General features: G+C 69.4%; 15 protein-coding genes. 3 read left to right on the top strand and 12 right to left on the bottom strand.

What is annotated here, in order from left to right:
- Nucleotides 1-87 precede the first annotated feature (87 nt).
- A complete protein-coding gene (locus tag LIU39_RS04720; RefSeq protein ID WP_227044914.1) occupies nucleotides 88-552 on the top strand; it encodes an ATP-binding protein in 465 nt (154 codons plus the stop codon).
- Nucleotides 553-606: 54 nt separating this feature from the next.
- Here LIU39_RS04720 and rodA read toward each other — a convergent pair whose 3' ends face one another.
- From rodA to LIU39_RS04675, 9 genes are all read right to left on the bottom strand, one after another.
- Nucleotides 607-1,797: a rod shape-determining protein RodA gene (gene rodA, locus LIU39_RS04715; protein WP_227045211.1), complete on the bottom strand. Its 1,191-nt coding sequence runs from the start codon at nucleotides 1,795-1,797 to the stop codon at nucleotides 607-609.
- A 20-nt stretch (nucleotides 1,798-1,817) separates the two neighbouring features.
- On the bottom strand, nucleotides 1,818-3,962 hold the full coding sequence (mrdA, locus tag LIU39_RS04710) for a penicillin-binding protein 2 (protein WP_227044912.1): 2,145 nt from the start codon (nucleotides 3,960-3,962) through the stop codon (nucleotides 1,818-1,820).
- A 42-nt stretch (nucleotides 3,963-4,004) separates the two neighbouring features.
- Nucleotides 4,005-4,727 carry a rod shape-determining protein MreD gene (gene mreD / locus LIU39_RS04705; RefSeq protein ID WP_227044911.1) on the bottom strand — a complete coding sequence of 241 codons (723 nt, stop codon included), beginning with the start codon at nucleotides 4,725-4,727 and terminating at the stop codon, nucleotides 4,005-4,007.
- A 3-nt stretch (nucleotides 4,728-4,730) separates the two neighbouring features.
- Complete coding sequence (gene mreC, locus LIU39_RS04700) at nucleotides 4,731-5,663, bottom strand: rod shape-determining protein MreC (protein ID WP_227044909.1); 933 nt, start codon at nucleotides 5,661-5,663, stop codon at nucleotides 4,731-4,733.
- Between the two features lie 236 nt (nucleotides 5,664-5,899).
- Nucleotides 5,900-6,919, bottom strand: a complete 1,020-nt coding sequence (locus tag LIU39_RS04695) for a rod shape-determining protein (protein ID WP_227045210.1) — start codon at nucleotides 6,917-6,919, stop codon at nucleotides 5,900-5,902.
- A gap of 294 nt (nucleotides 6,920-7,213) precedes the next feature.
- Nucleotides 7,214-7,627: a nucleoside-diphosphate kinase gene (gene ndk / locus LIU39_RS04690; RefSeq protein WP_227044907.1), complete on the bottom strand. Its 414-nt coding sequence runs from the start codon at nucleotides 7,625-7,627 to the stop codon at nucleotides 7,214-7,216.
- 102 nt (nucleotides 7,628-7,729) lie between these two features.
- Nucleotides 7,730-8,077 carry a DUF4233 domain-containing protein gene (locus LIU39_RS04685; RefSeq protein WP_227044906.1) on the bottom strand — a complete coding sequence of 116 codons (348 nt, stop codon included), beginning with the start codon at nucleotides 8,075-8,077 and terminating at the stop codon, nucleotides 7,730-7,732.
- Between the two features lie 2 nt (nucleotides 8,078-8,079).
- Entirely contained in the window at nucleotides 8,080-9,594 is a 1,515-nt protein-coding gene (gene folC / locus LIU39_RS04680) for a bifunctional tetrahydrofolate synthase/dihydrofolate synthase (protein ID WP_227044904.1), read from the bottom strand.
- A 125-nt stretch (nucleotides 9,595-9,719) separates the two neighbouring features.
- Nucleotides 9,720-11,168, bottom strand: a complete 1,449-nt coding sequence (locus tag LIU39_RS04675) for a peptidoglycan D,D-transpeptidase FtsI family protein (RefSeq protein WP_227044903.1) — start codon at nucleotides 11,166-11,168, stop codon at nucleotides 9,720-9,722.
- 226 nt (nucleotides 11,169-11,394) lie between these two features.
- On the opposite strand from LIU39_RS04675, the gene LIU39_RS04670 reads away from it, so the two are divergent.
- A complete protein-coding gene (locus tag LIU39_RS04670) occupies nucleotides 11,395-12,591 on the top strand; it encodes a hypothetical protein (RefSeq protein WP_227045208.1) in 1,197 nt (398 codons plus the stop codon).
- Here the strand turns inward: LIU39_RS04670 and LIU39_RS04665 are convergent.
- Nucleotides 12,557-15,175 carry a valine--tRNA ligase gene (locus LIU39_RS04665; RefSeq protein ID WP_227044901.1) on the bottom strand — a complete coding sequence of 873 codons (2,619 nt, stop codon included), beginning with the start codon at nucleotides 15,173-15,175 and terminating at the stop codon, nucleotides 12,557-12,559. The genes LIU39_RS04670 and LIU39_RS04665 overlap by 35 nt on opposite strands.
- Nucleotides 15,176-15,314: 139 nt before the next feature.
- Here LIU39_RS04665 and LIU39_RS04660 point away from each other — a divergent pair, with 139 nt between their 5' ends.
- Nucleotides 15,315-16,262, top strand: a complete 948-nt coding sequence (locus tag LIU39_RS04660; protein ID WP_227044899.1) for a hypothetical protein — start codon at nucleotides 15,315-15,317, stop codon at nucleotides 16,260-16,262.
- 78 nt (nucleotides 16,263-16,340) lie between these two features.
- Here the strand turns inward: LIU39_RS04660 and clpX are convergent, their stop codons facing one another.
- The gene (gene clpX, locus LIU39_RS04655; protein ID WP_227044897.1) at nucleotides 16,341-17,624 is read right to left on the bottom strand and encodes an ATP-dependent Clp protease ATP-binding subunit ClpX; all 1,284 of its coding nucleotides are present in this window, start codon (nucleotides 17,622-17,624) and stop codon (nucleotides 16,341-16,343) included.
- Between the two features lie 160 nt (nucleotides 17,625-17,784).
- Nucleotides 17,785-18,462 (bottom strand): ATP-dependent Clp protease proteolytic subunit, encoded by a 678-nt coding sequence (locus LIU39_RS04650; RefSeq protein WP_227045206.1) that lies wholly within the window; start codon nucleotides 18,460-18,462, stop codon nucleotides 17,785-17,787.
- Nucleotides 18,463-18,490: the final 28 nt, after the last annotated feature.

Genomic DNA, 18,490 nt, shown 5'->3' with positions numbered 1-18,490 from the left:
CACACGGTGAATTACCGTGTGTCACCGGTCACCCACGCAGGGTGGCATTTCGGCGCTCACTCGACCCCTCCTGGGAGGGAGACACCCGTGCACCCACGCACCGCAGCCACCGGCCGGACACCCGTCCGCGTCTCGGCCGGCGCCCGCCCGCATCTGCTGCTCGCACCGAGCGCTCCCGCCACGGCGAAACTCGCCCGCGATTTCGTCCGCGCCACGCTGCGCCGCACCGGCCTCGCACCGCTCCTGGACACCGCGGTGCTGCTCACATCGGAGGCGGTCACCCGCTCGCTGCTCGTCCCCGGCTCCGACGGCCTGCTGCTGCGCGTCCTGACCTGCGCCCACGGCGTACGGATCAGTGTGCACGGCGAGCCCGGCAGAACCGTTCCGCGGCCGGCTGCTGCCGTCTCGCCGGTGTGGCTGTCCGCCGCCGACGACCGCCCCACCGACCTCGGCCCGCTGCTGCTCGGCCGCCTCGCCGACGCCTGGGGCACCACCTCATCGCGGGACGCCTCGCCGACCACACGGCTGTGGTTCGAGCTGCACACCCATTGAGACGGGCCCGGACCCGGCAAGCGGATCCGGGCCCGAGCCCGAGCGGAAGCGGTGTCAGCGCGAGGCCGACACCGGCCGTTGCACGCGGATCGACTGCAACAGCCCTATGGCGATCCACACCGCGAACATGGACGTACCGCCGTAGGACACGAACGGCAGCGGGAGGCCGGTGACCGGCATGATCCCGAGGGTCATCCCGATGTTCTCGAAAGCCTGGAAGGAGAACCACGCGATGATGCCGGCGGCGACGATCGTGCCGTACAGCTCGCCCGTCTCCCGGGCGATCCGGCAGGCCCGCCACAGCACGACGCCGAGCAGGACGATGATCAGGCCCGCACCGAGAAAGCCCAGCTCCTCGCCCGCGACCGTGAAGATGAAGTCGGTCTGCTGCTCGGGAACGAACTGGCCGGTGGTCTGGCTGCCGTGGAAGAGGCCGGAGCCGGTGAGTCCGCCGCCGCCGATGGCGATCCTGGCCTGGTTGGTGTTGTAGCCGACGCCCGCCGGGTCGAGGCTCGGGTTGGCGAAGGCGGCGAAGCGGGCGATCTGGTACTCGTCGAGCAGCTGGAACTGCCAGATGGCGAGGCAGCCGACGACGCCGGTGCCGAGAAGGCCGAGGATCCAGCGGTTGGAGGCGCCCGAGGCGAGCAGCACGCCGAGGATGATGGCCCCCAGCACCATGACCGAGCCGAGGTCGGGCATCAGCAGGATGACGCCGACGGGGACGGCCGCGAGGCCGAGTGCCTGGACGACGGTGCGGTGGTCGGGGTGCGGGCGGTCACCCGCGTCGACCCTGGCGGCCAGGATCATCGCCATCCCCAGCGCGATGGTGATCTTGACGAATTCGGCGGGCTGGAGCGAGAAGCCGCCGGGGATCGCCAGCCAGGAGCGCGAGCCGTTGATGGTGGAGCCGAGCGGGGTCAGGACGAGCAGCGCCAGCACGATCGACAGGCCGTAGAGGACCGGGATCGCGCCGCGCAGCGTGCGGTGGCCGAGCCAGATGGTGCAGGCCGCGAGGGCGATGCCGATGCCGGTGTTCAGCAGGTGGCGCAGGAGGAAGTAGTACGGGTCACCGTGGTTCAGCTCGGTGCGGTTGCGGGTCGCGGAGAAAACCAGGAGTGCGCCGATCAGGGACAGCACCACGCACGACAGCAGCAGTATCCAGTCCAGCTTGCGGACCACCGAGTCGCGCGCGGTGATCTTTCCCCAGGTGCCGAGTTCGGGGGTGTAGCGCCGGATGTTGAACATCCGGGAGGTGGGGCTGGTCGTCACTGCTCTCGCCTCCCCGCCGCGGCCGGCGGCGGCGTCTCGTCCACCGGCTTGATGGGCTGGGCCTCGATCGTGCCGTCCCGCTCGATCTTGGGGAGCCCGGCCTGCGGGACGGGCAGCAGGGCGGCCTTCTTATCGATCTCGCCCTTGTCGTTGACGCCGTAGAGCGCGTTGTAGATCTTGCGTACGGCCGGGCCCGATGCGCCGGAGCCGGTACCACCCTGGGAGATGGTCATGACGACGGTGTAGTCCTTGGTGTACGTCGCGAACCAGGAGGTCGTCTGCTTGCCGTAGACCTCCGCGGTACCGGTCTTGGCGTGCATCGGGATCTTGTTCTGCGGCCAGCCCTGGAAGCGCCAGGCCGCGGTGCCCCGGGTGGCCACACCAGCGAGCGCCGAGTCGATCTGCCGGAGCGTCTTGGGGGTGTCGGGGAGCTTGCCGTGCGCCCTGGGCTTGATCTCCTGGACGCTCTTGCCGTCGGGGCTGATGACGGCCTTGCCGAGGGTCGGGTCGTGGAGGGTGCCGCCGTTGGCGATGGCTCCGTAGATGGTCGCCATCTGGATCGGGGTGACGAGGGTGTCGCCCTGGCCGATGGAGTAGTTGACGGAGTCACCGGCGCGCATCTTCATGCCGGACTCGCAGTTCTCCTTGGCGATCTTGGAGACGTAGTCGTTGCCGTGCTTGCCCTGCGCGCACCAGCCGTCCTTGTTGGCCTTCCAGTAGTTCTTCTTCCATTTGCGGTCCGGCACCCGGCCGCTGACCTCGTCGGGGAGGTCGATGCCGGTCTTCTTGCCGAGGCCGAACTGGTGGGCGGTCTTGTAGAACCAGTCGGCGGCGTTGTTCTTGGGCTTGTTGCCGCCGTCCTTCTGCCACTGCTGGTAGGCGAGGCCGTAGAAGACGGTGTCGCAGGAGACCTCCAGCGCCCGGCCGAGGCTGATCGGGCCGAAGTTCTCGGACTCGAAGTTCTTGAAGGTCTGGCCGCCGATGTTCATGGAACTGGTGCAGGGATAGTGGCCGTTGAACGGGTAACCGGCGTTGACGGCCGCCGAGGTCGAGATGACCTTGAAGATGGAGCCGGGTGCGGACTGCCCCTGCGTCGCGCGGTTGAGCAGCGGGTAGTTGGAATTCTTGCCGGTCAGGTGGGCGTAGTCCTTGCCGCTGATCCCGCCGACCCAGGCGTTGGGGTCGTAGGCCGGGCTGGAGGCCATCGCCACCACCCTGCCGGTCTTCGCCTCCATGACGACCGCGGCCCCGGAGTCGGCCTTGTAGTTACGGCCGGTGATCTTGTCGAACTCCTTGCGGGAGTCCTTCATCGCCTGGTCGAGTTCCTTCTCCGTTATGGCCTGCACCCGGGCGTCGATGCTGGTGACGACGTTGGAGCCCGGTACGGCCGGATCGTTCTCGGCCTTGCCGATGACCCGGCCGAGGTTGTCGACCTCGTAGCGGGTGACGCCTGCCTTGCCGCGCAGCGCGCTGTCGTATGTCCGCTCCAGGCCCGAGCGGCCGATCTGGTCGGAGCGCAGCAGCGGTGAGTTGCTGTGCTCGGCCTTCTTGATCTCCTCGTCGGTGACCGGCGAGAGGTAGCCGAGCACCTGGGCGGACCTGGCGTTGCCGGGGGCGGCGTAGCGGCGGACGGCGGTGGGTTCGGCGCTGATGCCGGGGAAGTCCTCGGTCCGCTCGCGGATCTGGAGTGCCTGCTGGGTGGTGGCCTCGTCCGTGATCGGGATGGGCTGGTACGGGGAGCCGTTCCAGCAGGGCTGCGGGGTCTTGGCGTCGCAGAGCCTGACCTTGTTGCGGATCTCCTGCTCGGACATGCCCAGGACCTTCGAGAGGCGACCCAGGACGGCCTTCCCGTCGTCCTTCATCTTCAGCAGTTCGGTGCGGCTGGCCGAGACGACCAGGCGGGTCTGGTTGTCGGCGAGCGGCACACCGCGGGCGTCGAGGATGGCGCCGCGGGTGGCGGGGTCGACGACCTGCTGGACGTGGTTGCGCTTCGCCTTGTTCGCGTACTCCTCGCCGTTGCGGATCTGGAGGTACCAGAGCCGGCCGCCCAGGGTGAGCAGCAGGGAGAAGACCAGGATCTGGATCGCGACGAGGCGGACCGTGACGCGGGAGGTCCGGCCGGTCTCAGGAATGTTGCTCATGGCCCCTCCGCTGCTTGCCTCGGCCGTGCGGCAGTCGGTCGCTCACAGCCGCTTGACCCCCTTGATGCGCGCGGCCTTGTTCCGGGCGGATCTGCCGAGCACGCCGCCGCGGCCGCCCATCCGGGCCTGCTTCGGTGCCCGCCCCGCCTTCATGCTGTTGCGGCTCGCCTTGAAGCCGGTCCCGGTGGTCAGCCATCCGTACGCGGCCTCCCGCCCGGCGACCGAGGTGCCCGACGCACCCGACCCGTCACCGGTCAGCGGATCGCCTTCCAGACGGCGGGCCAGGGCCATCACCACGGGGACGGTGAACGGCGCGAGCAGCAGGTCGTAGACGGTGGCGCTGAGCACCAGGCCGCCGACGCCGACGTGCCGGGCCGCGGTGTCGCCGACGAGGGCGCCGACACCCGCGTAGAGCAGCGTCGAGCCGATCGCGGCACCGAGGACCGCCAGCAGCGGGACGGTCGCCGAGCGGTGCCGGCCGTGCTCGGGGCGGGTCAGGCCGACGGCGTAGCCGACGATGCAGAGCACCAGGGCGTAGCGGCCGATGGCGTGGTCGGACGGGGGCGCCAGGTCGGCGAGGAGCCCGGCGGCGAAACCGACCAGGGCGCCGCCGACGTGGCCGTAGACCAGGGCCAGGCCGACGACCACCAGGAGGAGCAGATCCGGGACGGCGCCGGGCAGTTGGAGCCTGGCGAGAATACTGACCTGGATGACCAGGGCGACGACCACCAGCGGGGTGGCGAGCAGGATCCGGTTGATGCGCATCGGTCAGCTCCTGGGAGGGACGCTCGCGGAGGGCGTGGCGGTGACGGTGACCGTCGGCGTCGGCTTGGGCTTTTCCGGCTTGGGCGGCAGGACGGTGTCGCGCGGATCCTCACGGGGCGGCTGGACGACCACGCCGACGACGTCGAGCTGGGAGAAGGTGACGTAGGGGCGGACCTGGACGGTGCGGGTCAGGTCTCCGTTGGACGGCTCGACCTTGACGACCTGGCCGACCGGTACGCCGGGCACGAACGGCTTGTCCTGGCTGGAGCCGAAGGTGACCAGCCGGTCGCCCTTCTTCACGGACGCCTTGCCGTTGAGGAGCTGGACGCGCAGCGCGCGGCCGCCCTGGCCGTTGGCGAAACCGATCTCGTTGGTCTTCTCCATGCGGGTGCCGACGGTGAAGTCCGGGTCGTTGGCCAGCAGGATGGTGGCGGTCGAGGTGCCGACGGTGGTGACCCGCCCGACCAGCCCGTCGCCGTTGATCACGGTCATGTCGCGGGCGATGCCGTCGCGGCTGCCGGCGTCGATGGTGACCGTCCAGGAGAAGCCCTGGGTGGCGCCGATCGCGATGACCTGGGCGCCCTTGATGCCGTACTGGCCGGCGCCGGCGGTCCTGAGCATCTTGTCCAGCTCGGCGGCGCGGTTGCGGTTGTGGTCGGAGGAGCCGAGCTTCGCCCTCAGGGCGGCGTTCTCCTGCTCCAGCGCGCTGATCCGGCTGTGCCGCGCGCCGGAGTCGCGTACGGCCCCTATGGCGTTGCCCACCGGGTTGACGGCGCTGGCGACACCGCTCTCGACGGGGCCGAAGGCGGAAGCTGCGGTCTGGCGGGCACCGTCGAGCGGGGACTGTTCGCCGCCGCGGATGTCCACCGTGATCAACGCGAACGCGATCGCGACCAGCAGCACAAGTAGCAGCCGGCTCTCTCGTGTGTCCCTCACGTGCGGCGGCCGTGTCCTTCCTCGTAGGACCGGCCGGCTGCGGGCCCGCGCCGGTCTCGTTCGGGAGTTGAGCGTTGTGCCTGTGTGTGCGGTGACTGGTGGTGAAGAGTCAGCTCACCGGTTTTTTCGAGGTGTTGTGCCTGTATATCAGCGATCCGCCGCGCGAAGCGGCGGACACCTGTAGGGTGCCTGCCCGCCGCGGACGTTGCAGGACGTCCGCGGCGCGGGAGGCGCCGCTACCTGCGCGGCTGGGAGTCGAGGACCTGCTGGAGCGCCTCGAACTCCTCGACGCACTTGCCGGAGCCGAGCGCGACGGAGTCGAGCGGGTCCTCGGCGATGTGGATGGGCATGCCGGTCTCGCGGCGCAGCCGCTCGTCGAGGCCGCGGAGCAGGGCGCCGCCTCCGGTGAGCACGATGCCGCGGTCCATGACGTCGCCGGACAGCTCCGGCGGGCACTTGTCGAGGGTCGTCTTGACCGCGTCGACAATGGAGTTGACCGGCTCCTCGATGGCCTTGCGGACCTCGGCCGCGGAGATCACGACGGTCTTCGGCAGGCCGGAAACCAGGTCGCGGCCGCGGATCTCGGTGTGCTCGTCCTGTTCGAGGTCGTGCGCCGAACCGATGGTGATCTTGATGCTCTCGGCGGTGCGCTCGCCCAGCAGAAGGCTGTACTCCTTCTTGATGTGCTGGATGATCGCGTTGTCGAGTTCATCGCCCGCGACGCGGATCGACTGGGCCGTGACGATGCCGCCGAGCGAGATGACGGCGACCTCGGTCGTACCGCCGCCGATGTCGACGACCATGTTGCCGGTGGCCTCGTGGACCGGCAGCCCGGACCCGATCGCGGCGGCCATCGGCTCCTCGATGATGTGCACCTGCCGCGCGCCGGCCTGCGTCGACGCCTCGATGACGGCGCGGCGTTCGACGCCGGTGATGCCGGAGGGGACGCAGACGACGACCCGCGGGCGGGCCAGATAGCGCCGCTTGTGGATCTTCAGGATGAAGTAGCGGAGCATCCGCTCGGTGATTTCGAAGTCGGCGATGACGCCGTCCTTCAGGGGGCGTACGGCGACGATGTTGCCGGGCGTGCGCCCGATCATCTTCTTCGCCTCGGCGCCCACGGCGAGGATGCCGCCGGTATTGGTGTTGATGGCCACGACCGAGGGCTCGTTGAGGACGATCCCGCGACCCCTGACGTACACCAGCGTGTTGGCGGTCCCGAGGTCGACAGCCATGTCACGGCCGATGAACGACATGTTGTTCCCCATGAGGATACGTCTGGCCTTCCCAACTGGAGCGAATGCTTACTGGAGGTCGGCAGGAGGTGATGCGCTGTGCGGCGCGGAAGCTTCCATCGTAGTTCGTTGTGCTGCCCACTCGAACACGGTGGGCGGTACTTCCGCCATTGTCAGCGGTACACGCACCCGGCCCCATCAATGGTGACGTCGTGTCGCGGTGATGCGTTCCCCCGAACGTCCCGCATATGCCGAGGGGCGACCGATGCTTTAACGGTCGCCCCTGGTCACAAGGGGGATACAGGTGATGATGTATCAAGAAAGTCCGGGAAAGAAAATCTTGATCTCCCGTTCGGCGGACTCTTCGGAATCCGAGGCATGGATCAGATTCTCCCGGGTGATCGTGCCGAAGTCCCCACGAATGGACCCGCTCGGTGCGGTAATCGGGTCGGTGGGACCGGCCAGCGCGCGCACACCCTCGATCACCCGCTCCCCCTCGACGACGAGCGAGACGACCGGGCCGGAGGACATGAACGTCATCAGCGGCTCGTAGAACGGCTTGCCCACGTGCTCGGCGTAGTGCTGCTCCAGCACCTCGCGGTCCAGGGTGCGCAGCTCCAGGGCACCGAGGGTCCAGCCGGCCTTCTTCTCGATCCGGCCGATGATCTCGCCGACAAGACCGCGCCTGACAGCGTCGGGCTTGAGAAGGACGAGGGTGCGCTGGCTCATGGATTCGGCTCCTTGCAAACAATCGACTGCGGTGAGCCGAGGCTACAGGGAGTCGCGGCAGGGGCGGCGCCCGGACCTCGTACGGGCGACACCCCCAGAGCGCTACGCCGCCTCCGCCTCCGCCATCGCCGCCCAGCGGGCCTTCGCCTCGTCGATCTTGCGGCCGAAATGGACCGATGCCCACCACAGGGCGGCGAACACCGCGCCCAGGAAGAACATCGTCGGGACGACGAAGCCGCTGGCGATCAGGGCGGCCTGGAGCGCCCAGCCGAGCTGGATGCCGCCGGGGCGGGTCAGCATGCCGCAGAGCAGCACGCTCAGCAGCATGGCCGTGCCGCTGACGATCCAGATCGTGGCCGTCGGCAGGTCACTCATCTGCATCGCGACCAGGCCCGCGAAGCCGATCACGAAGAACTCGCCGATCAGGGTGCTCGCACACAGGGTGCGCATGGTCAGTTCCTCCCCAGAAGCAGCCGGGCCTCGCCGACCGTGATCACGGAGCCGGTGACCAGCACACCCGCTCCGGAGTACTCGCCCTCTTCCTCGGCGAGGGTGATCGCCGCCTCCAGGGCGTCGTCGAGCCGCGGCTCGACCTGGACCCGCTCGCTGCCGAACACCTCGACGGCGACGGCCGCCAGCTCATCGGCATCCATGGCACGCTGGCTGGAATTACGCGTCACCACGATCTCGGCGAAGATCGGCTCGAACGCCTCCAGCAGGCCCCGGACGTCCTTGTCGTCACTGGCGCCGACGACACCCACCAGACGGCTGAAGCCGAACGCCTCGGTGACCCCCTCCGCTGCCGCCCGCGCGCCCGCGGGGTTGTGCGCGGCGTCCAGCACGATGGTCGGGCTGCGCCGTACGACCTCCATCCGGCCGGGCGACGAGACCGCGGCGAAGGCCGAGCGGATGGTGTCGATGTCGAGGCTGCGGGCGTGCTCGGAGCCGATGCCGAAGAACGCCTCGACCGCGGCGAGCGCCACCGCGGCGTTGTGCGCCTGATGGGCGCCGTACAGCGGAAGGAAGATCTCCGGGTACTCGCCGCCGAGCCCCCGCAGGGTCAGCATCTGGCCGCCGACCGCGACCTCGCGGCTGAGCACCCCGAACTCCATGCCCTCACGGGCGACCGTGGCGTCCACCTCGACCGCGCGCTTGAGCATCACCGACGCGGCGTCGACCGGCTGCTGGGCCAGCACGACCGTCGCGTCCTTCTTGATGATCCCGGACTTCTCGACGGCGATCTGCTCGGGCGTCTCGCCCAGCCGGTCGGTGTGGTCCAGCGCGATCGGGGTGACCACGGCGACATCGGCGTCGATGACGTTCGTCGCGTCCCAGGTGCCGCCCATGCCGACCTCGACGACGGCGATGTCCACCGGCGCATCGGCGAACGCGGCGTACGCCATCGCCGTCAGCACCTCGAAGAACGACAGGCGGAACTCCTGCTGTGCGTCGACCATCTCGATGTACGGCGCGATGTCGCGGTACGTCTCGATGAAGCGCTCGGCGGAGATCGGGCTGCCGTCCAGGCTGATCCGCTCGGTGACGGACTGGATGTGCGGGCTGGTGTACCGGCCGGTGCGCAGGTCGAAGGCGCCGAGCAGGGCCTCGATCATCCGGGCCGTGCTGGTCTTGCCGTTCGTGCCGGTGATGTGGATGGCCGGGTAGGCGCGCTGCGGGGAGCCGAGGATGTCGAGCAGCGCCTCGATGCGCTGCACCGACGGGTCGAGCTTGGTCTCACCCCAGCGGCCGGCCAGTTCGTCCTCGACCGCGCGCAGCGCGCGGTCGACCTCGGGGTCGGCGGGACGGGCCGGGACGCCGTCTCCCTGCGGGGGGCCTGCCTGCGCGCGCAGGGTCCGGCTGCCGGCCTCGATCACCGCGAGGTCGGGGTCGCGCTGGGTCTCGGCCTCGACCATGTCGTCGAAGGCGTCGGTCGGGTCGGGGTCGTCGTTCTGGGGGCGCTCGCTCACGCCGTCCAGTCTACGAGGCACCCCTGACAACGGTCGCGCCCACACCGGCACCCGGGCACCGTCCGGGGCAGGTCACCCGCGGGCCCGCGCCCACGGGCGCCGGGCCCGCCCCGCGGCCGCCGGGTCTACGTCAGCGCCGCCTTCATCATCGCGCGGGCGATCGGTGCGGCGAGGCCGTTGCCGGAGACCTCGTTGCGGGCGGCGTGGCCGTCCTCGACCATCACGGCCACCGCCACCTGGTTCCCCTTGGCGTCCTGCGCGTACGACACGAACCACGCGTAGGGCGTACCGCTGTTGTCGACGCCGTGCTGGGCGGTGCCGGTCTTGCCGCCGACGGTCAGCCCGTCGATCTTCGCGTTGCTGCCGGTGCCCTTGTCGACGACCGTGCGCATCGCCGACTGCAGCTGCTCGGCGGTGCGGGACGACATCGCCTTGCCGTAGGTCTTGGGAGCCGTCTTCTCCAGGGTGTTGCCGCCGCCGTCGGTGATCTGGTCCACCATCTGCGGGGTCTTCAGCTCGCCGCCGTTGGAGATCGCCGCGGTGATCATCGCCATCTGCATCGGGGTGGCCTGGTCGTTGAACTGCCCGATGCCGGAGAGCGCGGTCTGCGCCTCGTCCATGTCCTTGGGGTAGACGCTCTTGTCGGCCCGCACCGGGGTGTCGACCTTGGCGTCGTTGAAGCCGAACTTCTCGGCCTGCGCCCTGACCTTGTCCTTGCCCAGGTCGACGGCCATCTTCCCGAAGACGGTGTTGCAGGAGTACTGGAGGGCGGTGCGGATGTCCGCGTTCTCGCAGGGTGCCGACGCGCTCTCGTTGGTGAGCTTGGTGGTGGTGTGCGGCAGTGTGTACGGGTTGGGGCTCTTGGTCGGCTCGTCCACCGAGGAGTACAGGCCGTCCTCCAGCGCGGCGGCGGCCACCACCAGCTTGAAGGTGGAGCCCGGCGGCAGCGGCTGCCGCAGCGCGCGGTTCACGTCCGGCTGCCGCTCGTCCTCGCTCATCGCCTGCCACGCCTTGCGGTCCGAGCTGCCGGACCCGGCGAACTTGCCGGGGTCGTACGAGGGCGTGCTGACCATCCCGAGGACGTGTCCTGTGGCCGGGTCGAGGGCGACAGCGGCGCCCGTCTTGTCGCCGAGCGCTTCGTAACCCGCCTTCTGGACGGAGGAGTCGATGGTGGTCGCGACGTCGCCGCCCTTGGCCCGCTCGTGCGACAGCGCGTCCAAGGGGCTCTGGAGCCGACTGTCGGAGCCGTCGAGCAGGTCGCCGTAGAGGCTCTCCAGCCGGTTGCTGCCGAAGATCTGCGAGGCGAAGCCGGTGACCGGCGCGTAGAGCTTGCCGTCCGTGTAGGTGCGCTTGTACTTGAGGTCGGACGGGGTGGCGGCGGAGCCGGTGACCGGGCGCCCGTCGACGAGGATGTTGCCCAGCGGCGCCGCGTACTTCCCGATGGTGACCCGGGCGTTCTTCGGGTCGGCCCTGTATTCGTTCGCCTTGGCCCCTTGGATCCAGGTGACCCAGGCCATCAGCGCGAGTATCAGGGTGAGGCAGAAGACCGAGACCCGGCGCAGTGGTTTGTTCATGATCGGGCGCGGCTCCTCGCTCGGTTCGTGCGCTTTCCCCGGAAACTCCGGCGCGCGGCCCCAGGGTTCCTCGGATTCATGAGAGCGCGATGAGAATGCCCGTTCAGCCCGTGAGGCAACTTTTGGCCGCTTTCCCTCCTCTTCGTCGGCGGGCTCTGTAACCCTCCTTTCGGTGTGATCGAACGGAAAGCGGGAGCTGAGGACGGTGCCGGCAATTGGTCAGCGGATGCATTTGGTGCTGCTCACTGGTTGGACGGTGGTGTGGTTCGCGGTGGTGGAGCCGCACGGCGGCTTTTCCTGGCACTATCTGCGGGCCGGCGGCGAGCTGATCTACCAGGGCGCGGCCGGCGACGGCACCGGCGGGCTCAATCTCTACGCGCACCATCCGGAGCTGCAGATGGGCCCGGTCAGCTTCCTGGCGGCCGGCCTCTTCAACCCGTTCCCCGAGGCCACCGGGCAGTTCCTGGCGGCGGCGCTGATGTCGCTGCTCGGGCTGGTCATCACGGTGCTGGCCGGCCGCAGCGCCGCCTGGCACTTCCTCGGCGCCGGCATCAATCACCAGCGGCTGCGGCAGCGGGTGCTGATCGCCGGGCTCGCGTTCATCCCGATGTGGATCGAAGTGGCCGTGCGTTTCGGCCATCTCGACGACGTCCTCGCCCTGTTCTTCACCGCCCTCGCGGTACGGTCCCTGACCCGCGGCAACGCGGCGATGACCGGCGTCTGCCTGGCCCTGGCGATGGATTCCAAGCCCACCGCGCTCGCCTTCGTGCCGCTGCTGCTGGCGCTGCCACGGCAGCAGTGGCTGCGGGCCGGGCTGTGGTGCGCGGGCCTGGTCGCCGTCGCCTGGCTGCCGTTCTTCGTCGGCGACTCGCAGTCCTTCGCCGCCGCGACCTTCACCATCCCCAACCACCCGGCGTCCGCGCTGCGTTGGCTGGGTGTGGGCGACCCGGAGACCCCCGGCTGGGACCGTCCCGCGCAGGCCGCCCTGGGGCTGGTCCTGGGCGTCCTCGCGGTCTGGCGCGGCCGCTGGGCCGCCGTGGTCCTGCTCGGTGCGAACGCCCGGATCGTCCTGGACCCGAGCGTCTACACGTACTACACCGCGTCCGTACTGCTGGGCACCCTGCTCTGGGACGTCATCGGCCAGCGGTGGCTGGTGCCATGGTGGAGCTGGCTGGCGCTGCTCACCCTCTACGGCAGCGTCTTCCTCGTCCACGACGACGCGGCGCGCGGGCTGATCCGGCTGGGCTTCGTGGCCCTCTCGACCCTGTACGTCCTGCTGTGGCCGGTCCGCGAGCGGGGGCGGCGGGGACGGCGCAGGCCCCCCGCCCGTACGGACGAGGGGCCTGCGGTGCTGCACGAGGGCGCCGCCGGGGCGGGCCCGGGGCGGGCTACGCCGTGGGCAGGGCCGCCAGCTGGGCGCTGATCCGGACGATGTCCGCCTCCGCGGTCTCCAGGCGGCCGCGGATCTTGTCCACGACCTTCTCGGGCGCCTTGGCGAGGAACGCTTCGTTGCCGAGCTTTCCGAGGGCCTGCGCCTTCTCCTTCTCCGCCGCCGACAAATCCTTCGTCAGCCGCTTCCGCTCCGCCTCGACGTCGATCGCGCCGGAGAGGTCCAGGGCGACCGTGGCCCCGGCGACCGGCAGCGACGCGGTGGCGCTGAAGTCCTCGCCGGCCGGCTGGAGGCGCAGCAGTGACCGCACCGCGGCTTCGTGCGCGGCGAGCGCCGTACCGGACAGGTCGAGCCGGGCCGGAACCTTCTGGCCGGGCTGGAGGCCCTGGTCGGAGCGGAACCTGCGGACCTCGGTGACGACCTGCTGGACCAGGACGATCTCCTGCTCGGCCGCCGCGTCCCGGAAGCCGGAGTCGGCCGGCCAGTCGGCGACGACGACCGACTCGCGGCCGGTCAGCGTCGTCCACAGGGTCTCGGTGACGAACGGCACGACCGGGTGCAGCAGCCGCAGCGTGACATCCAGGACCTCGCCCAGCACCCGCCGGGAGACCTCGGCGGCCGGACCGCCTGCGAAGAACGTGGTCTTCGACAGCTCGACGTACCAGTCGAAGACCTCGTCCCAGGCGAAGTGGTAGAGCGTGTCGGAGAGCTTGGCGAACTGGAAGTCGTCGTAGAGCGCGTTGACTTCGGCGACGGTGGCGTTGAGCCGGGAGAGGATCCAGCGGTCCGTCGCCGACAGCTCGGACGGCTCGGGCAGCGGGCCCTCGGTGGTCGCGCCGTTCATCATCGCGAACCGGGTGGCGTTCCAGATCTTGTTGGCGAAGTTCCGGGACGCCTGGACCCAGTCCTCGCCGATCGGGACGTCCGCGCCGGGGTTGGCGCCGCGGGCCAGGGTGAAGCGGACGGCGTCGGAGCCGTAGGCGTCCATCCAGTCCAGCGGGTCCACGGCGTTCGGGTTCGACTTCGACATCTTCTTGCCGAACTCGTCCCGCACCAGGCCGGTGAGGGCCACGGTCTTGAAGGGGATCTCGTCCATGGAGTACAGGCCGAACATCATCATCCGGACGACCCAGAAGAAGATGATGTCGTGCCCGGTGACCAGGACGTCCGTCGGATAGAACTTCGCGAGATCCGGGGTGCGTTCGGGCCAGCCGAGGGTGGAGAACGGCCAGAGGCCGGAGGAGAACCAGGTGTCGAGGACGTCCTCGTCCTGCGTCCAGCCCTCGCCCGACGGCGGCTCCTCGTCAGGGCCGACGCAGACGACCTCGCCGCCCGGGCCGTACCAGACGGGGATGCGGTGGCCCCACCACAACTGCCGTGAGATGCACCAGTCGTTGAGGTTGTCGACCCAGTCGAAGTACCGCTTCTCCATGTCCTTCGGGTGCAGCGCGACCCGCTCGTCGCGGACCGCGTCACCGGCGGCCTTGGCCAGGGTGTCGACCTTGACCCACCACTGGAGCGACAGGCGCGGCTCGACGGTCGTCTTGCAGCGCGAGCAGTGGCCCACGGAGTGGACGTAGGGGCGCTTCTCCGCGACGACGCGGCCCGCTTCCCGCAGGGCGGCGACGATCGCCGAGCGCGCCTCGAAGCGGTCCAGGCCCTGGAAGGGGCCGGAGGCGGTGATGACGCCCCGCTCGTCCATCACCGTCAGCGTGTCCAGGCCGTGCCGCTGGCCGATCGCGAAGTCGTTCGGGTCGTGGGCGGGGGTGACCTTCACGGCGCCGGTCCCGAACTCCGGGTCGACGTGTGCGTCGGCGACGACCGGGATCGTACGGTTCGTCAGCGGCAGCTTGATGCGCTTGCCGATGAGGTGCGCGTACCGCTCGTCCTCCGGGTGGACCGCGACGGCGGTGTCGCCGAGCATGGTCTCGACACGGGTGGTGGCGACGACGACCGTCTCGTCGCCCTCGCCGTACTTCAGCGAGACCAGCTCACCGTCGTCGTCCTGGTAGTCCACCTCGATGTCCGAGATGGCGGTCAGGCAGCGCGGGCACCAGTTGATGATGCGCTCGGCGCGGTAGATCAGCTCGTCGTCGTAGAGGTTCTTGAAGATCGTCTGGACCGCGCGGGACAGGCCCTCGTCCATGGTGAACCGCTCGCGGGACCAGTCGAGACCGGCGCCGAGGCGGCGCAGCTGGCCGAGGATCCGGCCGCCGTACTCGTCCTTCCACTGCCACACACGCTCGGTGAACGCCTCGCGCCCGAGGTCGTAGCGGGACTTGCCCTCCTCGGCGAGCTGCTGCTCGACCTTGTTCTGGGTCGCGATGCCCGCGTGGTCCATGCCGGGCAGCCACAGCGTCTCGAAGCCCTGCATGCGCTTGCGGCGCGTCAGGGCGTCCATCAAGGTCACCTGGAACGCATGGCCCAGGTGGAGGGCGCCGGTGACGTTCGGCGGCGGGATGACGATCGCGTACGGGGGCTTCTCGCTCTTCGCGTCGGCGGTGAAGTAGCCCCGCTCTACCCAGCGCTCGTACAGCGGCCCCTCTACGTCGGCCGGCGTGTACTGAGTCGGCAGTTCGGGGGCGCTGTGGTTGCTCTGCTGAGTGTTCTCGGTCACGACGCACAGTGTACGGGCGCGGATGTCGCAGTCTCGAACCGGTTTCGCCCCCGGAGCAGCGGCTGTCGGTGGCGTCGTACAGGATGTGCGGAGCGTATAAACATCAACTGCCGCCAGTTGTCACGAGGGGAACCGCTTCATGAGCTACAACCAGCCGCCGCCCGGCCCGTACGGCCAGCAGCCGCAGCAGCCCGGCCCGTACGGCCAGCCGCAGCAGCCGCAGGCCCCGCAGCCGGGTTACGGCTACCCGCAGCAAGGCGGCCAGGTGCCCCCGCAGCAGGGTTACGGCTACCCGCAGCAAGGCGCTCCGCAGCAGGGCTACGGCTACCCCCAGCAGGGCGCACCCTACGGCCAGCAGCCGCAGGCCCCGTACGGCCAGCAGACTCCGTACGGCGCGATCCCGCAGGGCCCGCCGGAGTCCGGCGGCAGCGGCAAGAAGGCCGGCCTCATCATCGGCGCGGTGGCCGTCGTCGCGGCGATCGGTGTGGGCGCCTACTTCGCGTTCGGCTCGGGCGGCGGCAGCGTCCCCCCTTACACGATCGTGCTCCAGGACAAGCTGCTCAACGGCGAGTACAGCAAGGCGCCCGGCTCCGAATCCTCCGGCGCCAAGGACTTCTCCGACGAGAAGGAAATGAAGGCCATGGGGATCGCCAACGGCAAGGTGGTGCAGGGCTCCTACCTCAACGCCAGCAAGCTGGGCCTGGCGGTCGTCGGCGTCTACGGCGACGTGTCCGACCCGGAGTCCGCGGTGGACGCCACGTTCGCCAAGATCGACGAGAACCAGAAGAAGGCCGCGAGCAGCCGGGGCGCCAAGATCGAGACGGTCACGCCGCTCACGAAGTACTCGCCCGACGACTTCGACGGTGCCGTGATGAAGTGCCGGACGCGGAAGGCCAGCGCGTCGGTCAGCGGCGTCACCGCGTCCTCCACGGTCTCCGTGTGCATCTGGGGCGACAGCAGCGCCGTCGGCATCGTGCAGTCCCAGGCCACGCCCGACCCGTCGGGTAGCGGCCCGCAGGCGCTCGGCGCCGAGGCGCTGTCCGAGAAGGCGGCCGCGGTCCGCACCGAGGTCCGCAAGGAGAAGTAGCGGACAGCGTGTGCAGACGCGAACCGCCCGGCAGCGCATCGGCTGCCGGGCGGTTCTTCGTCTGTGTGCGCTGCGGCGCTACGCGCTCTTCTCGTGCGGCTCGCCCGACTCGCCGCGGCTGCGCGGCACGAGGGTCGGGTTGACGTTGGAGTGGACGACGTCCTCGGTGATGACGACCCGGGCCACATCCTTGCGGGACGGGACCTCGTACATCACGGACTGGAGGACTTCCTCCATGATGGCGCGCAGGCCACGGGCGCCGGTGCCGCGCAGGATCGCCTGATCGGCGATGGCCTCCAGGGCCGGACGGTCGAAGTCCAGCTCCACGCCGTCGAGTTCGAAGAGCCGCTTGTACTGCTTGACGAGCGCGTTCCGCGGCTCGACCAGGATCTGCAGCAGGGTCTCGCGGTCGAGGTTGTGGACCGAGGTGAGGACGGGCAGCCGGCCGATGAACTCGGGGATCATCCCGAACTTCACCAGGTCTTCCGGCATGACGTCCTGGAGCTGGTCCTTGGACTCGATCTCGCGCTTGGAGCGGATCGTGGCGCCGAAACCGATGCCCTTGGCACCGGACCTGGCCTCGATGATCTTGTCGAGTCCGGCGAACGCGCCGCCCACGATGAACAGCACGTTCGTCGTGTCGATCTGGATGAACTCCTGGTGCGGGTGCTTCCGGCCGCCCTGCGGCGGTACGGATGCGGTGGTGCCCTCCAGGATCTTCAGCAGGGCCTGCTGGACGCCCTCGCCCGAGACGTCGCGGGTGATCGACGGGTTCTCGCTCTTGCGGGCGACCTTGTCGATCTCGTCGATGTAGATGATCCCCGTCTCGGCCTTCTTCACGTCGAAGTCCGCGGCCTGGATCAGCTTGAGCAGGATGTTCTCGACGTCCTCACCGACGTAGCCGGCCTCCGTCAGCGCCGTCGCGTCGGCGAAGGCGAACGGGACGTTCAGCATCCTGGCGAGGGTTTGCGCGAGCAGCGTCTTGCCGGAGCCCGTGGGGCCGAGCAGCAGGATGTTGGACTTGGCCAGCTCGATGCCCTCGTCGCCGCGGCCACCGCCGTTCTCGCCCGCCTGCACCCGCTTGTAGTGGTTGTAGACGGCGACCGAAAGCGCCTTCTTGGCGGGGTCCTGGCCGACGACGTAGCCGTTGAGGAACTCGTAGATCTCCCGCGGCTTGGGGAGTTCCTCCCAGCGCACCTCGGAGGTCTCGGCCAGCTCCTCCTCGATGATTTCGTTGCAGAGGTCGATGCACTCGTCGCAGATGTACACACCAGGTCCCGCGATGAGCTTCTTCACCTGCTTCTGACTCTTTCCGCAGAACGAGCACTTGAGCAGGTCGCCGCCGTCACCGATGCGTGCCACGAGGTGCTTCCCCTTCGCCTGGGATCCGCATTGCTCCTACGGACCCGGGTGCTTGCCTATCGACGGTACCTTGCCGGGCCCCCCGTACGGGCCCCCCTTGGACCGACTGAAGTTCACTCGGTCCAAGGGGGCGGAGATCCGGCTCGCTTCGCGAGGACCGCTAGCCGATCGAAACCGACGACTTGCGCGTCGACACGATCTGGTCGACCAGACCGTACGCCAGGGACTCCTCGGCGGTCAGGATCTTGTCACGTTCGATATCGTCGCGGATCTTCTCGATCGGCGTGGAGGAGTGCTTGGCCAGCAGGTCTTCCAGCTGCGAGCGCATCCGGAGGATCTCGTTGGCGGCGATCTCCAGGTCGGAGACCTGGCCGCGGCCGGTCTCGCTGTACGGCTGGTGGATCAGCACGCGGGCGTTCGGCAGCGCCATCCGCTTGCCGGGGGTGCCGGCCGCCAGCAGCACGGCGGCGGCGGAGGCCGCCTGGCCCATGCAGACCGTCTGGATGTCGGGCTTCACGAACTGCATCGTGTCGTAGATCGCGGTGAGCGCCGTGAAGGAGCCACCGGGCGAGTTGATGTAGATCGAGATGTCGCGGTCCGGGTCCATCGACTCCAGGCACAGCAGCTGCGCCATGACGTCGTTGGCCGACGCGTCGTCGATCTGCACGCCGAGGAAGATCACCCGCTCCTCGAAGAGCTTCGCGTACGGGTCGTACTCGCGCACGCCCTGCGAGGTGCGCTCGACGAAGCGCGGAACGATGTAGCGGGACTCGGCGCGAGGACCGGAAAACTCGGACTCCGCGCCCTGGTTCAGGCCGCTGCCGGGGAAGTTGTTCATCTGGGTGTTCACCGTCCTGGTGGCGATC

The organism is Streptomyces pinistramenti, assembly GCF_020564935.1.
Taxonomy (GTDB): domain Bacteria; phylum Actinomycetota; class Actinomycetes; order Streptomycetales; family Streptomycetaceae; genus Streptomyces; species Streptomyces pinistramenti.
This window is presented reverse-complemented; position numbering and strand designations above follow the sequence as displayed.